A 13,911-nucleotide genomic window follows, 5' to 3' on the forward strand; every position below is an offset into this window, starting at 1 on the left:
GGAGAGGACGATCGCTCAGGTATGAATCCCCAATACGGCATCAAACATCGTTGACGCCGTCTGAATCACTTTTGCATTCGCTTGATACATCTGCTGAAACATTAAGAGATTCGCGGTTTCTTCATCTTGATTGACACCCGATACCGACTGCTGTGCAGCTTTGATTTGCGCGGTCAGACTGGTTTGGGCGGTACTCGCTATTTGTACTTGTCTGGTCTTGTTACCCACCGAACTTACCAGTTGAGAGTATGAATCGTTAAAACTAGCCGTTCCGGCATTCATCGTTTTTTTACTTTGCAAAGCGCCTAACAACAACGCATTACTACCATCAGATACGCCACTGGAATTTGGCTTAAGGGTAAACTGATCGCCGGTAGAAGGCGATCCGGTAATAGAAATCGAAACACCGTCAAAACGCATCTTTGCGCCAGCTGTATACGGCACGGGCGTACCCGGATTATAGATTTGAGTTGTGCCATCAGCCGAGGTCACACTCACACTGGCATTTGACGGAAATCCTGTCAGGGTATTTGTTGCCTTGTCGTAAGTAAGTGTTGTTGTTCCCGTAAGCGGAGCATTTAAATAAGCTGCATCAATCACGGGCGCGCTGATAACACCAGTACCTTGATTGCCAGCAACGTTACCGGTCAGAACTGGATTTGCCGCGGCCAATTTAGCTGGGTCGGTCGCGATCACGCTCAAGTCACGCCCACCGTTGCGCGTGGGTTGAATGAGAAAAGAATCGCCAGACTGTGCCTTACCGCTTCCTATCGCCATCGTGACACCGTCAAATGTGACGGGAAAATCTGCATCGCTGTAAGTGTTAATTACCTTGTTATCAGACAGCCTGGTTAGTGAATACGCCAGAGCGCCGGGAGCGCCGCTAACAGTCAGCGTGTAGTCGCTGGTAGTCAGTTGTCCAACATCCGAAAAAGTCGGGGCCAGTTTCATGTCACCCTTATTACGATCATTCGAGATCGCTGAAGGACTGGCCTGTGAAAAGAAATCCTGCCCCAATGCACCAGACAAATCCACGCCCAACTTGTGTTGCGCATTGAATGTATCTGCTAACGAAATAGCGATTCGTCCAAGGGAATTTTGTGCATCGCCTAATGCCTCATTACGAAACTGTAATAAACCACCAAGTGAACCACCGGTCAGCACGCTATCCTGCATTTCAACCGGTTTGCCATTGGCATTGATGACCGCCACCGCAGAACGACTCGGGTCGGCAGCGGAGTTCACCACTTGTAAGGTTGATGCTTTAGCGCCGAGTACCAATGTTTGTCCGTTGCCGATAAATACGTTGTACTGACCACCATCTTGCACCACAACCTTGGTCGCTACCAGCTTACCCAAATCACTCACCATTTGATCACGCTGATCCAACAAATCATTCGGTGCCTGTGTGCCATCAACGCCACCGACCAAGGTGATCTGCTTATTGATATTAGCGATCTGATCCGCCAAGGTGTTAATCTGATCAACGTTCCCACTGATTTGCTGATTTACGCCACTATTCATATCGTTTAGTTGCAAACTCATCGAGCGATACTGATTGGCGACGGCTTGTGCCGCACTCACCATTTGCTGACGCGCTGCCGGATCAGACGGGGTATTAGCAACACCCTGAACACTGGTAAAGAACGTCTGCATTAACGGTGCCAGACCAGCAGTCTGGTTAGCCAGCAGATTGTCAATCTGACTCACCTGCGAAAAGAAGGTCGATAGGGCCTCATTAGTCCCCTGCGCCTGGTTCAGTTGGGAGGTCAGGTATTGATCATAGCTGCGAACGACGTTGGTGACTGCCGCGCCATTCCCAAAAAAACCAACACTAGGCGCATAAGTCCCACCACCCGAACCGACAACAGCGGTCTGGCGACTATAGCCGGGAGTCGCAAAATTAGCCGAATTATGTCCCGCGGTGAGCAGCGATGCTTGCGCTGCATTCAAACCGCTTAAACCGATATAAAACATACTATTCGACATAATTCCATCCTGAAAAAATCAAGTAACTGCTTTGAGTACACAACTTATATTGGATATAACGGCTGTTGCGGCAAATACCTGAAGGCCAGAAACAGCATTATTTTGCTTAATCTGTGTTGCGTGATCGTTGCTGCCATCGCTTGGTTGCAGCAAACGTTGAACACTGGCGGCCATGCATTACTTTTACAAATGCCCGAACGTCCAAAATTGAATCAACTTATCTGCTGCATAATACGGACCAGTTTATCCCCGTATTGCGGATCTGTCGCATATCCCGCGCGCTGTAATCCATATGCTGCGGCTGCAGGATCACGTGTTGCCAATACATTCGCGTAGCGTGGATTACTCGCCAAAAAATTGGCGTAATCCGTAAATGCTTCCTGGTACGATCCATAAGCCCGAAACGTCGCGCGGGTATGTTGGGCCGCGCCATTAACGTATTCAGTAGTAGCAGCTTCTACCACTGGACCCGTCCAGTTTTTACCGGCTTTGATACCGAATAAGTTGTAGCTTTGCGTACCGTCGTCAGCTTTGACTTCACGCCGCCCCCAACCCGACTCCAATGCCGCCTGCGCCAGAATCAATTGCGATGGCAGGCCTGTGGCTTGACTGGCAGCCTGCGCTGGCACCGCCATATTACTGACAAATTGTTGAATGGTTGCTTGTGAGGTGCTGCCCGCATTCGCCGGACGAGCTGATTTGCCCGACGCGGCCTCATAAAAGGACAAATTGGGTATAGCGACCGCTTGCTGCAATCCGAGTTGAGATAACTGTTGCGCATCTTGCAGCAAATAGAGAGATTGCTTTGGCGATAATGGCATGAGCGGAGCTGGTCCGGTCTGATTCTGCGACCCATCCGGTGGCTGCGCACGCTGATTTGCGTCTCGCGTCAGTTGAGCAGCCATGGCCTCAGCCAGACCAAGTCCACGACCTGATAAATTCTGGGACAATTGTTGATCCAGCATTGAGGTGTAAGTTTTTGTTTGCTGGCTATCGAACGGTCCATCGGAGGGTGTCGCGTCACGCATGCTCTTCAACACCATCTGCATGAACATTGCCTCAAACTGACGCGATACCTGCTTGATGCCTTCGGCTGGTGAATTCTTGTTAGTCCGGCGTAAGACGTCCACGCCCTGCACATCAAGCGCAAAGCGTTGATCCAGATCGCCACTGCGATTACCGGGGATGGCCGGACTGGTAGCGTTGGCTGCTGTGGAACCGATGGGAAGATTACCTGGAGATGCAAGGACGTTCATATCGCCTTCAATATTCGTTCACTAAATAACTTCCAACTCGGCACGTAATGCACCAGCCGCTTTCATTGCCTGCAAAATCGATACCAAATCCTGTGGATTAGCACCCAATGTATTTAAACCGCGCACCACGTCCGCCAGCGATGCGCCGCCACGAACGACTTGTAAAGCGCCACCGCCTTGATTTAATTCAATTTGCGAGGTTTGTGCGACAACGGTATTGCCTCCGGCAAAGGCATTCGGTTGACTGATCACTGGCTGCGTGTTGATCACGACCGATAAGTTGCCGTGTGCGACGGCGCAATCAAGTACCCGTACAGTTTGATTCATCACCACCGATCCAGTACGCGCGTTGATGACAACTTTGGCCGGCGCTTTAGCCGGCGTGACATCAATATCTTCAATCTGGGCTAAAAAGCCAACTCGCTCTTCAGGTTGCGTCGGACCGAGAACGCGAATCACCCGTGCGTTCAGCGCCTGCGCAGTGCCCTCACCAAAAGTGCGATTGATCGCATTTACCGTTTTTTGCGCAGTGCCGAAATCTGAAACGTTCAGCTCCAGTATGAACGTTCCGGCTTCACCGATCGGCGACACTACCGCCCGCTCGATAACCGCGCCCGAGGGAATCCGACCAGACCCAAGTTGATTCACCTGCACTCTGCTGCCATTGGCGGACGCACCAGCCCCGCCGACCACCATATTGCCTTGCGCTACCGCGTAGACCATGCCATCAGCACCTTTCAAAGGCGTCATTAACAAAGTGCCTCCGCGCAGGCTCTTGGCATTGCCCAGCGACGACACGGTGACATCGATATTCTGACCGGGCTGGGCGAATGAAGGCAGACTCGCCGTTACCATGACTGCCGCAACATTTTTTAGCTGCATATTATTGCCCGCAGTGACCGAAATCCCCAATTGCGACAACATATTGCTTAGGCTCTGCGTAGTAAATGGCGTTTGCTGCGTTTGATCGCCTGTGCCATCCAGGCCAACCATCAATCCGTAACCAATCAACGGATTGTCACGAACGCCTTGAATGTTAACAAGTTCTTTCAAGCGCTCTGCTTGTGCTGGCAGTGGACTGAGGAATGCACAGAAAAGAATGCTGACAAATAAAGCCGCACAAGTCTTACTCACGCGCATTAGAATCGGTAAGGAACAGTAGTCGGTAAGCTGCTTAGGATACATATTGGGAGCGCTAACTCAGAACGGTAAGACATTGAGGAAGAAACGTTGCAGCCATCCCATGTTCTGCGCTTCGTCGATATAGCCCTTTGCACTATATTCAATACGTGCATCAGCGACTTGATTGGACGATACCGTATTGCTGCCAGTAACGGTACGCGGATTGACTACGCCAGAAAAACGGATGAACTCAGTCCCTTGATTAATCATCATTTGCTTCTCGCCGCTGACTATTAAATTGCCATTACCCAGGACTTCAGTCACGGTCACCGTAATTACACCGTTGAAGGTATTGGCCGCATTAGCACCGCCCTTCGCCACCAATGCACTCTTTCCATCGGCTCCGGCATCAAGACCACCGAACAAGCCACCAAATAGTTTGGGAACTGCAGTGATCGCGGAACTAGCGCTACCGGTACGACTGGCATTGGTACCGGAATTCTTTGTGGCATTGACGTTTTCATTGACAACAATCGTCAAAATATCGCCGACATTACGCGGTCTTCTGTCTTCGAATAAAGCTTGTGATCCGTAGCCGGATTGAAAAATAGAGCCATTCACTGGCGCTACCGGACGGACTTCGGCACGTGCAGACATCGGCTGTTGTATCAACGGCTCACGCGGGATTTGCGCACAACCAGCCAATTGCGCAGTAAGTAGAACGATTACACCCGCCAACCTGATGTGCAAATTGCTATGCTTATCAGTGCAGTTGTGCGTATTTTTCGCCTCGCAGGCAATCTCACGCGTACGGCTATATTTTCCTGCCAACCGATCCAGACCAGCGTTAACCACTTCCATCATCACAACTGCGTCAGTTTTTGTAACATTTGATCTGATGTAGTCACGGCCTTGCTATTGATTTCATATGAGCGCTGAGTCTGAATCATGTTTACCAGCTCTTCCACCACGTTGACGTTGGAGCCTTCAACGTATCCCTGACTGAGCGTTCCACCGCCATTTTGGGCCGGCGCGGTTTGATTAGGACCTCCAGAAGCATCGGTTTCAATGTACAAATTTTCGCCCTGACTTTGTAAGCCGGTCGGATTCAGAAATGTCGCTAACTGGATTTGTCCCACCTGTACAGCAGCGGTGTTGCCCGGTTGCGTGACCGAAACAGTGCCGTCACGACCAATCGACATACTAGTAGCGTTTTGCGGCAAAATAATTGCTGGTTGCATCGGAAAACCGCTGGCTGTTACCAATTGACCGTTCTGGTCAGTTTGAAACGAGCCATCGCGGGTATAAGCTGTTGTACCGTCTGGCATCAAGACCTGAAAAAAGCCATCGCCGTTGATCGCGATATCCTTAGCGTTATCGGTCTTGGTCGGATTGCCCTGCGTATGGATTCTTTCAGTGGCCACCACACGCACACCGGAGCCGACCTGCAAACCCGACGGCATGCGCGTCTGATCCGACGTCTGTCCACCCGCCTGGCGCAGGTTTTGATACATCAGATCTTCAAATACAGCACGACTACGTTTAAATCCTGTAGTGCTGACGTTGGCAAGATTGTTGGAAATGACGTCGAGGTTGGTCTGTTGAGCGTCAAGACCGGTTTTAGCAATCGAAAGGGAACGCAACATCTAAAACTCCTGCAAGGTGGCCGAAGCCGTAATCAAATATTCTCGGGAAAGACTGGCTAGCTAGTCACCGGAACTGTGAAATGTTCAATCCAGATCGGAACAATCAAACGTGGCAAAATTGCATAACTATTCAGCCTGTATTCAAGCGAAACGATGAGACTCAGATTCAGCTTAAGCCTCAACCACAACTCAACCTCAACTCATGCTCAGCAATTGATTGGCATGTTGATCGTTCGTATCGGCGCTCTGCACTACTTTCATCTGCATCTCAAACTGTCGTGCATTGTTGATCATGTCAACCATCACTTCGACCGGATTCACGTTGCTGCCTTCTATCGCACCCGAGGTAACAGTTACCGTTGGATCAGCTTCTGCGGCAGCCATCCCGTCACGCATACGAAACAAGCCATCATCGCCGCGCACTAAATCTGCGTTGGATGGCTTAACCAATTTCAACCGACCAACTCCCGCTGCGCCAGTGATCGGATCGCCCGCCCCCATAGCGGTAATCAATCCATCTTTGGTAATGCTGACAGTCGAACCCGGTGGCACGACCAGCGGACCGGCGTCGCCGATCACAGGTCGTTGATCCATGGTAGTCAATTCACCGCCAGCGCCAACCTGAAGATTGCCGACGCGTGTATACGCCTCCCCGCCATCGGATGCTTGTACTGCTAACCAGCCATTGCCATTGATGGCGACGTCCAATGCGCGACCAGTTTCTGTAATCGGACCATTGCGCATATCGGCTCCAGGCGTTGATGCCACTACAAACGACCTGGTTGCCGCACCTTCGCCGACTACCGGCACCGCGCGGAAGTTGTTGAGTTGCGCCCGAAAACCGGCAGTTGAGACGTTCGCCATATTGTTCGCTATGGAAGCTTGTTGCTCCATAGTTTGCTTGGCGCCGCTCATGGCGACATAAATCATCCGATCCATGATGCACTCTCTTTACATTGCGCTGCGCGGAGTTCATCAGACCAGTGATGACAGCATGAATCAAACGTCAGCAGGTGTAGTGATGGCAACTTCATTAGCGCATGCTCACCAAGGTCTGCATGACCTGATCTTGCGTCTTGACTGTTTGTGCATTGGCTTGATATGTGCGCTGTGCAATGATCATATTCACCAGCTCGCTAGTCAAGTCAACATTAGATGCTTCCAGCGCGCCGGAACGTAATGCTCCTACTTTGCTACCGACACCTGGCGCGCCAGTCAGCGGCTGACCGGAGGCAGCAGTTTCCGAATAGCCATTGTCGCCAGTAGGCACCAAGCCATCAGGGTTGGCAAATGCGCTCAATACGATTTGCCCCAGTGACTTGGTTTGCTCATTTGAATATTTGCCGGTAACCGTACCGTCCGGATTAATCGCAAAAGCGGTCAACGTACCCGAAGTGTAGCCATTTTGATTCTGGTTTTTGGCCTCACTGACATTCCCAAACTGACTAGTGCTAGTGATATCCATGCTGAACGCTAATGGGGTTGACCCGTTACCGAAATCCAGACCTGCAAAATTTATTTTCCCACCAGCCGGGCTAGTCGGTTGGCCCGCTGCATCAACGGCTAGTTTTCCGTTAGTGTCAAAGGCAATGGCACTCAGTGCGGCACCACCGCTTGATGGCTTGGTCGCATCAGTGGCGTCAGGCGCCACTTTTGCACCGTTAGCATCTAGCGGCCAGCCGTCGGCCGTGGCGTACATACTCCACGCGTTAGCACCAGTTTTAACAAAATAGGTTGAAATTTCGTGTGAGTTACCGAGCGAATCAAACACCGTTGTCGCATTGGGATAGTTGTAAGTCGTCGAATCCGTAGCGTCGAATGGTGTTTTGATCGGGACCGCACTGCGCGAATCCAAATTGAATTGCGACACAATAGCGGTAGTCGATTTTGGTGCCATGGCAACTTGCGGTATCTGTAGCGCCGTTGGATTGCCACCACTCAAAGTACCGCTGGCGGTGACAGGATAGCCAGTCAGACGCAGACCGCTTGCGCTGACGATATAGTTATCTTTATCCACATTGAACTGGCCATTGCGTGAATAGGATATTTCGCCACTAGGACTAGCCAGACGAAAAAATCCATCCCCGCCCGTGATCGCCATATCGAGTGCTCGTGTGCTGGTCTGAACTGCACCTTGCGTGAAATTTTGCGTAATACCGGCAACATGCGTCCCCAGACCGACCCGTGAACCTGCATAGACATCAGCGAACAAAACACTACCTGTCTTAAATCCAACGGTCCCCGAGTTGGCAACGTTATTGCCGATAACATCGAGATTATTAGATGCGGCATTTAAGCCGCTTACTCCCTGTGCAAAACCCATTGTGTTTCCTTTTCGGATTGATTGTAAACAACCTAATTTTTTACCATCGCTAACCCGGCGTTATGCCATGAACCACGATGAAGATGGTGACAGACCCAATTACAAAATCAACTTAACATCACTCAAACTGACTTTGGCTGGCTTGCCCACATCTAGCGAAACCGACCCGCCGCTCTGCACAACGCTGGCCACATTCTCGTACGTGAGCGTATTTGCTGCGACTTTGTCGACCCCAGAAGTACCTGCAACACTGATCGTGTAATTGCCATCCGCCAATTCCGTTCCGGCATCGCTCTTGCCATCCCACACCATATTGGTAACTCCCATTGGCTGCGCGCCAAGATCAAAGGTACGCACGACATCACCTTTGGCATTGGTCACGCTGACACTGACCTTATCGGCAGAGCCCAGCATTTCTACGCCAAATTTAGTATCGCTACCGCTTACATATTTGATGTCTTGACCCGGTACCAACACCGTCCGACCGATCAACGACGCCGCTTGTAGCGCCTGGTTGGCCCCACTTTGATTCACCAGCGAATCCAGCGTCGCATTGAGTTTTTCGATCCCACTGACGGTGCTCATCTGGGCTAATTGCGAGGTAAGCTGGGCATTGTCGAGCGGATTAAGTGGGTCCTGATTATTCAATTGCGTGACGAGTAATTTAAGAAAGCGTTGTTCACTGTCAGCGGTCGATGTACCGTTTAGCGATGCCGTTGCAGAAGACTGAGCGTCGAGTGAATTTGTTGCGGTAATTGCCATAAATTTTTCCTGAATCGAACGAAGAAGAAAGCACCGCGTAAAAAACGCGTAATGCACTATTCTGAGTTGCGTGAGCTGGGCTAAATAGTCCTGTTCTAAATAAGCTGATAGTAAGTAATCTGGTATTACGTGATGAGCTCGCTTCAAGTGATATCTCGCTATTGCTTTATTGGCCGATCGTCAGGGTTTTTAGCATCATGGTCTTTGCGGTATTCAAGACTTCCACGTTCGCTTGATAGGACCGCGATGCCGACATCATATTGACCATTTCCTCGACCACATTGACGTTCGGCATTGTGACGTAACCATCTGCGGCGGCCATTGGATTTTTAGGGTCGTACACCATCCGCATGGGCGACTGATCCTCCACTACACCTGCAACTTTGACGCCACCGATATCGCTTTGATTCGATGATGCGACTTCAAACATGACTTGCTTGGCCCGGTAAGGTTTACCGTCGGGGCCGCTCACGCTATCGGCATTGGCAAGATTGCTGGCGGTGACGTTCATACGTTGCGATTGCGCGCTCATGGCAGAACCAGCAACATCGAAAATACTCATGGAAACATTCGACGGCATGTGCTTATCCTTTCGTAACTAGGTGCTGACATCTCTATGTCAGTTTATGACTTCGGCCATTTGCCGACCGTCTTATTGGTACTTCCAATAAGACATTACTGCACCGCCGATAGCATTGATTTAATTTGCGCACTAATCACGGTCAGACTAGATTCGTAGTGCAACGCGTTATCAGCAAAATTGACACGCTCAACATCCATTTCTACTGTATTGCCATCGATACTGGATTGGGTGGGAATCCGATACAGTAAATCTGTATCGTTGCTAAGCGTTTGCTCACCTGCCAAATGCCGGGAAGAAGTCGTTGTCATAGAAAGCGATTCAGATTGCCGTCCACGCTCAACTGCCTGCGTCAACGTGCTGCTGAAATCGAAATCGCGCGCTTTGTAATTAGGCGTGTCTGCATGGGCGATATTGACCGACAAAACCTCTTGCCGCCGAGCGCGCAAATTGAGCGCCTCCTGCTGAAACCGAAGTGCATTATCAAGTCTGTCGACCATGTTTCCATCCTATAAATTAACCGCCCTGCCTACATCCCGAGTGCATTCCGATCTTGGCTATCCAAGTAAACCAACCGCGATAAGATCGCGTAATTTTCCTAGACCTTTTGATGAAAACAATTATAGGTAGCGCGACGCCATCCCAATCGCTAGAACAAGAAGAGAATGTCAATCCAATTCACACTTTGCAGGGACCAATGCATTTGTCCGTGCATGCGTTTTAGATCGTAGGTAAGCCCGATTACCCAAACAAGACTGCGATCACTTGCCTCTTCAACGGTTGGTGCGAATCGAATATTCCGTAAAATCAAGGCAACTGACTGGTGCGCCAGTGATCACCGATCCAAAATCGGCAAAAGTGCCGTTTTCACCGGCGTGCGCACCACCATCAACAGATGATTTAATCAAATATATTACCCAGAGCGAGGCTGCATCAATGCACCTGCATCGACAAAATCGACGGCAATCACGATCATTCCGCACGCAGCTTTGCGTCCTTTTACGCTTTAGCGTGGACCTGCTAGCTGCTGTCATGAGTATGCTTCTGGTTGCGAATCACTCTTACGCTAGTACACAAAGAGCTACGCCGCTTAGCGGTAATGCGCTGCCGATCATTAAGGCATTTTTGTTAAATCAGGCTGCTGGGCTGCCCGGAAAAATTGTTATTACAGTCGATACCCCGATGTCCGGCGCATTGCCGCCGTGCGATGCGCCCGAGCCATTTTTACCAAGCGGCGCAAAAGTATGGGGCCGCGTATCCGTAGGCATCCGCTGTAATGGTGTCTTACCCGTCGCCGCGACGTCGATCAATGCGCCCGCTCCTCAAGCGCAACAGGCGTGGACACGCTACGTGCCGGCCTATGTCGCAGTCATCGCCAATTATGTTGTCGCAACCCGTGCGATCAATGCGGGGGAAACATTGCGCGCTGGTGACTTCAGTTTGCACGAAGGCGATCTCTCCATGCTGCCACCCAATATTCTGACTAACGTTGAACAAATTAATGGCATGGTCGCACTCAATCGCATTGCGTTGGGCGCGCCAGTGCGACCAGAACTATTGCGTGGCGTGGTCGTTATACAGTCGGGACAAAACGTCAAGGTAATGGCAACAGGAACCGGATTTGTCGCCAGTACCGAAGGTCGCGCCATGACTAGCGCAGCCATCGGTTCCCGACTACAAGTCAAGACCGTCAGTGGCCAAATGGTCAGCGGTAAAGTGCGCGCGGACGGCAGTGTTGATTTACTATATTAGTCCAATGACTATTCGCTATAGTGGGATAGCAAACATCAAGTTGATAACCCAAAAGTATCGACAATGGCATAAGTTGTCAACTTAACATCAATAAAAAAGCTATCTCGCTCCCTACACGAACAACCAGACTAAAGTTTTTCAACCAACTGCCGTTATACCGTTGAGATCCTCTGAGGAAATATTTTGAAAATCAATCTACCCATTAATTCGGCAAATAGTATCGTTAGCCCTGCCTCTGGCATCAACAAGCCAAACTATAGTCGCGTTCAGGGGAGTAATCCCCCTGCTACGACAGCGACCAACGTTGTCGATACCGCCTCCGGCCTACCGAATAACCCCAGTTCGCTGACAAACCAGGTGCGTGAATTGCAAAATCAACTGGTGCAACCAAGCAATGGCGATTTCGATGCTGCCAAGGTGGAAAAAATCCGTCAGGCTATCAGCGAAGGGCATTATCAGGTAAATGCAGGCAAAATCGCTGACGGTCTGCTGGACACGGTAAGGGACTTACTAAAAACGTCAGCCGAACCGAACCAATAATTTGGGTCACCTGGTAACTTTATGAGCAGACATCACATCAGCCTTATGGATGAGGAACGCGCCGCTATGGAAGCGTTTCTGGCGTTACTCGAGCAAGAGGCGCAAGCCTTGATCGGTGGCAAATTCTCGGATTTGGCGTTGTTGACAGAGCGCAAAGGACAATTGGCTGATCGTATCGCTGTCCTTGACCATGAGCGCGAGCAACAATTGCAAGAACTGGGTTATCCGACCAATCGCGCAGGTGCAGATGCGGCAGCCGCGGCTGGCGGCGATGGCTTGCAACGCGCTTGGCAGAGACTGTTGTCATGCGCGGCGACATCACGCGACCTGAATCACCGAAACGGTATTCTGATCCATACTCATCTGGAGTTCAGTCGTAATGCAATTAATTTTTTAAGCGCCTGCGGACAATCTCTGTACGGTCCCGATGGACAGCACAGGGTTGGGCGAGGAGTTGGTAAAAGCCTCGCTTCAGGCTGAAACACGCTCCTATATCGGCCCTTAATATCAGATACCACAATTGGCACGGTTAGTATTAAGTGGTTATTCGTAATTCATGGTGACCTGACCCGATTGCCCCTGCAATCCTGGTGTCAAAGCCCCTCTCCCGCTGATCACAAAAGCAAACGTAAAATTTGAATAGGCGTTATCGCCATCAAAAGCTTCAGTGGACCCGCTCGCACGGCTCAAGCCAACACATCGGGTTGCATTACATAAATAGGCTAGTAATCCAACTGGAGGCGGCGACATGAAGGCGTACCGCCAACTAACTTTACGTGCTGTAGCGTTGTTTTTGATAGTTCCATAAGGCTTAATCTGACCGGACTCGACTGCTTCACCACGTTGGAAAATGGCCGGTAGTGAGATTGATCCGGTCCACGAACCGTTGACCCTTTTGTTTAACGCCTCCTTAAATCGGCTATCTCCACCTGATTTATACCGCTTCAACGGATCGTTAGCCGCGGTGTCATAACGCTGTAAATAGCGCGCTAAAGGTATCGCATCGGGTGCGGTTTCCGTGGCGTTAGCAGGCGTAGAACCCACCATTAAAAAAAATAAAAGCCACGTTCCACTGCCTGCCTTTGCCCATTTTCCATGCGCGGAATGTACGCTTTTTTTCTCGTATTGTTGACGCATATCAAACCACCTCCGCCCCAATCGTGTCACGCATGCGCCCACGCAAACGACTGATAGCCTGACTATGCAATTGGCAGACGCGAGACTGACTTACCTCAAGTACTGCGCCAATTTCCCGCAAATTTAGCTCCTGATCGTAATATAAACTCAGCAAAAGACGCTCTCGATCAGGCATACTTTCTATCGCCTCCAACAGCACCTTACGCAGCCCGCTTTGCAGCAATTTCTGGAGAGGATCACTATTGTCGGTCGGCTTATCTTTTTCATGATGCGCGCCGCTTAATTGCTGATCAAGAAACGAATTCTCATTACTGCCACCTTCGAAGTCTTCGTAATACACCAACTGACAACCATGAATCTCTTGCAATAGTCGTTGGTATTCCTCCAGTGACAACGCCATGGCCTGCGCGATTTCACTTTCAGTCGGTGACCGCGCAAGTTTTTGTTGAAGCCCTTGCAAGGCGACCTCAACCTTGCGCGCAGACTGTCGCAACCCACGTGAGAGCCAATCGTTGGCACGCAACTCGTCAAGCATTGATCCACGAATTCGCTGGCTAGCGTAGGTTTCAAACTGCGCCCCCTGATTGTCCTGGTAACGATTAGCGGCATCCAATAGGCCCAACATACCAGCTTGTATCATGTCATCAAGCTCAACGCTGGCTGGTAATTTGGCAATTAGCTGCAAGGCCAGACGACGTACCAACGGTGCAAATTTAGTCAGCGTCCCGGACTTGTCCATTCTCCCCTGTGCTGTATACATTGCGATGTTCCTTATCTTCCCTATCTTCTTAATTAACGCTGGTA

16 protein-coding genes are annotated in these 13,911 nt (G+C 50.5%); 3 read left to right on the forward strand and 13 right to left on the reverse strand.

The annotated features are described in order from the left end of the window. Nucleotides 1-15: 15 nt before the first annotated feature. From flgK to RGU75_RS21215, 11 genes are all read right to left on the reverse strand, one after another. Entirely contained in the window at nt 16-1,989 is a 1,974-nt protein-coding gene (flgK, locus tag RGU75_RS21165; RefSeq protein WP_322239379.1) for a flagellar hook-associated protein FlgK, read from the reverse strand. A gap of 212 nt (nt 1,990-2,201) precedes the next feature. Next, nucleotides 2,202-3,245 (reverse strand): flagellar assembly peptidoglycan hydrolase FlgJ, encoded by a 1,044-nt coding sequence (flgJ, locus tag RGU75_RS21170; protein ID WP_322239381.1) that lies wholly within the window; start codon nt 3,243-3,245, stop codon nt 2,202-2,204. A 21-nt stretch (nt 3,246-3,266) separates the two neighbouring features. Next, a complete protein-coding gene (locus RGU75_RS21175; RefSeq protein WP_322239383.1) occupies nt 3,267-4,385 on the reverse strand; it encodes a flagellar basal body P-ring protein FlgI in 1,119 nt (372 codons plus the stop codon). 60 nt (nt 4,386-4,445) lie between these two features. Beyond that, nucleotides 4,446-5,231 carry a flagellar basal body L-ring protein FlgH gene (locus RGU75_RS21180; RefSeq protein ID WP_322239385.1) on the reverse strand — a complete coding sequence of 262 codons (786 nt, stop codon included), beginning with the start codon at nt 5,229-5,231 and terminating at the stop codon, nt 4,446-4,448. Then, nucleotides 5,231-6,013 (reverse strand): flagellar basal-body rod protein FlgG, encoded by a 783-nt coding sequence (flgG, locus tag RGU75_RS21185; protein WP_322239387.1) that lies wholly within the window; start codon nt 6,011-6,013, stop codon nt 5,231-5,233. Before flgG ends, RGU75_RS21180 begins: the two co-directional genes overlap by 1 nt. 195 nt (nt 6,014-6,208) lie before the next feature. Next, a complete protein-coding gene (locus RGU75_RS21190; protein WP_322239389.1) occupies nt 6,209-6,952 on the reverse strand; it encodes a flagellar basal body rod protein FlgF in 744 nt (247 codons plus the stop codon). Between the two features lie 94 nt (nt 6,953-7,046). After that, nucleotides 7,047-8,336 carry a flagellar hook protein FlgE gene (flgE, locus tag RGU75_RS21195; RefSeq protein WP_322239391.1) on the reverse strand — a complete coding sequence of 430 codons (1,290 nt, stop codon included), beginning with the start codon at nt 8,334-8,336 and terminating at the stop codon, nt 7,047-7,049. Nucleotides 8,337-8,435: 99 nt separating this feature from the next. Beyond that, nucleotides 8,436-9,098 (reverse strand): flagellar hook assembly protein FlgD, encoded by a 663-nt coding sequence (locus RGU75_RS21200; protein WP_322239393.1) that lies wholly within the window; start codon nt 9,096-9,098, stop codon nt 8,436-8,438. Between the two features lie 166 nt (nt 9,099-9,264). After that, nucleotides 9,265-9,660 carry a flagellar basal body rod protein FlgC gene (gene flgC / locus RGU75_RS21205; RefSeq protein ID WP_416186887.1) on the reverse strand — a complete coding sequence of 132 codons (396 nt, stop codon included), beginning with the start codon at nt 9,658-9,660 and terminating at the stop codon, nt 9,265-9,267. A 113-nt stretch (nt 9,661-9,773) separates the two neighbouring features. Continuing rightward, entirely contained in the window at nt 9,774-10,178 is a 405-nt protein-coding gene (gene flgB, locus RGU75_RS21210) for a flagellar basal body rod protein FlgB (protein ID WP_322239397.1), read from the reverse strand. 273 nt (nt 10,179-10,451) lie between these two features. Continuing rightward, nucleotides 10,452-10,586: a hypothetical protein gene (locus RGU75_RS21215; RefSeq protein ID WP_322239399.1), complete on the reverse strand. Its 135-nt coding sequence runs from the start codon at nt 10,584-10,586 to the stop codon at nt 10,452-10,454. A gap of 124 nt (nt 10,587-10,710) precedes the next feature. Here RGU75_RS21215 and flgA point away from each other — a divergent pair, with 124 nt between their 5' ends. From flgA to RGU75_RS21230, 3 genes are all read left to right on the forward strand, one after another. Then, nucleotides 10,711-11,430, forward strand: coding sequence for a flagellar basal body P-ring formation chaperone FlgA (flgA, locus tag RGU75_RS21220; RefSeq protein WP_322239401.1), 720 nt, complete (start codon nt 10,711-10,713; stop codon nt 11,428-11,430). Between the two features lie 183 nt (nt 11,431-11,613). After that, nucleotides 11,614-11,970: a flagellar biosynthesis anti-sigma factor FlgM gene (gene flgM, locus RGU75_RS21225; RefSeq protein ID WP_322239403.1), complete on the forward strand. Its 357-nt coding sequence runs from the start codon at nt 11,614-11,616 to the stop codon at nt 11,968-11,970. A 21-nt stretch (nt 11,971-11,991) separates the two neighbouring features. Further along, the gene (locus RGU75_RS21230; RefSeq protein ID WP_322239405.1) at nt 11,992-12,450 is read left to right on the forward strand and encodes a flagellar protein FlgN; all 459 of its coding nucleotides are present in this window, start codon (nt 11,992-11,994) and stop codon (nt 12,448-12,450) included. Nucleotides 12,451-12,513: 63 nt separating this feature from the next. Here RGU75_RS21230 and RGU75_RS21235 read toward each other — a convergent pair whose 3' ends face one another. Further along, nucleotides 12,514-13,107, reverse strand: coding sequence for a flagellar protein FlhE (locus RGU75_RS21235; RefSeq protein WP_322239408.1), 594 nt, complete (start codon nt 13,105-13,107; stop codon nt 12,514-12,516). A gap of 1 nt (nt 13,108) precedes the next feature. After that, nucleotides 13,109-13,867: an RNA polymerase sigma factor FliA gene (locus RGU75_RS21240; RefSeq protein WP_322239410.1), complete on the reverse strand. Its 759-nt coding sequence runs from the start codon at nt 13,865-13,867 to the stop codon at nt 13,109-13,111. Nucleotides 13,868-13,911 lie beyond the last annotated feature (44 nt).

This window comes from Glaciimonas sp. CA11.2 (assembly GCF_034314045.1).
Lineage (GTDB): Bacteria > Pseudomonadota > Gammaproteobacteria > Burkholderiales > Burkholderiaceae_D > Glaciimonas.